We start from the raw sequence: 277 nt of genomic DNA on the forward strand, positions 1-277 counted from the left end.
ATCCCTTTTTCCTTTATTGCAACAGGGATATGTGTGTGGCCAAAGCACACCACATTAGCGCCCACTTCTTCCCCTTTAAAAATCAGATTCATCTCAGTCATTTTAACATTAAGTAGATGTCCATGACCAACAAAAAAGCGCGTCCCTTTTACATCCTGAATAATTTCCTCAGGGAAGTTACCGAAGTCACAATTCCCTTTTACTGATATAACATTATCCAATTCTGGGGCACCATCGTTCAACTCCGAATCTCCACAATGAAAAATCGCATCTACAT

1 protein-coding gene is annotated in these 277 nt (G+C 40.1%); it reads right to left on the bottom strand.

Features of this window, described 5'->3' with window-relative positions; translation table 11 throughout:
- Positions 1-242 (bottom strand): metallophosphoesterase family protein (locus tag AOA59_RS27680; RefSeq protein WP_256593134.1); only part of this gene is annotated, 242 nt, incomplete at its 3' end.
- Positions 243-277: the final 35 nt, after the last annotated feature.

The organism is Pseudomonas sp. 2822-15 (assembly GCF_002742515.1).
GTDB lineage: Bacteria > Pseudomonadota > Gammaproteobacteria > Pseudomonadales > Pseudomonadaceae > Aquipseudomonas > Aquipseudomonas salomonii.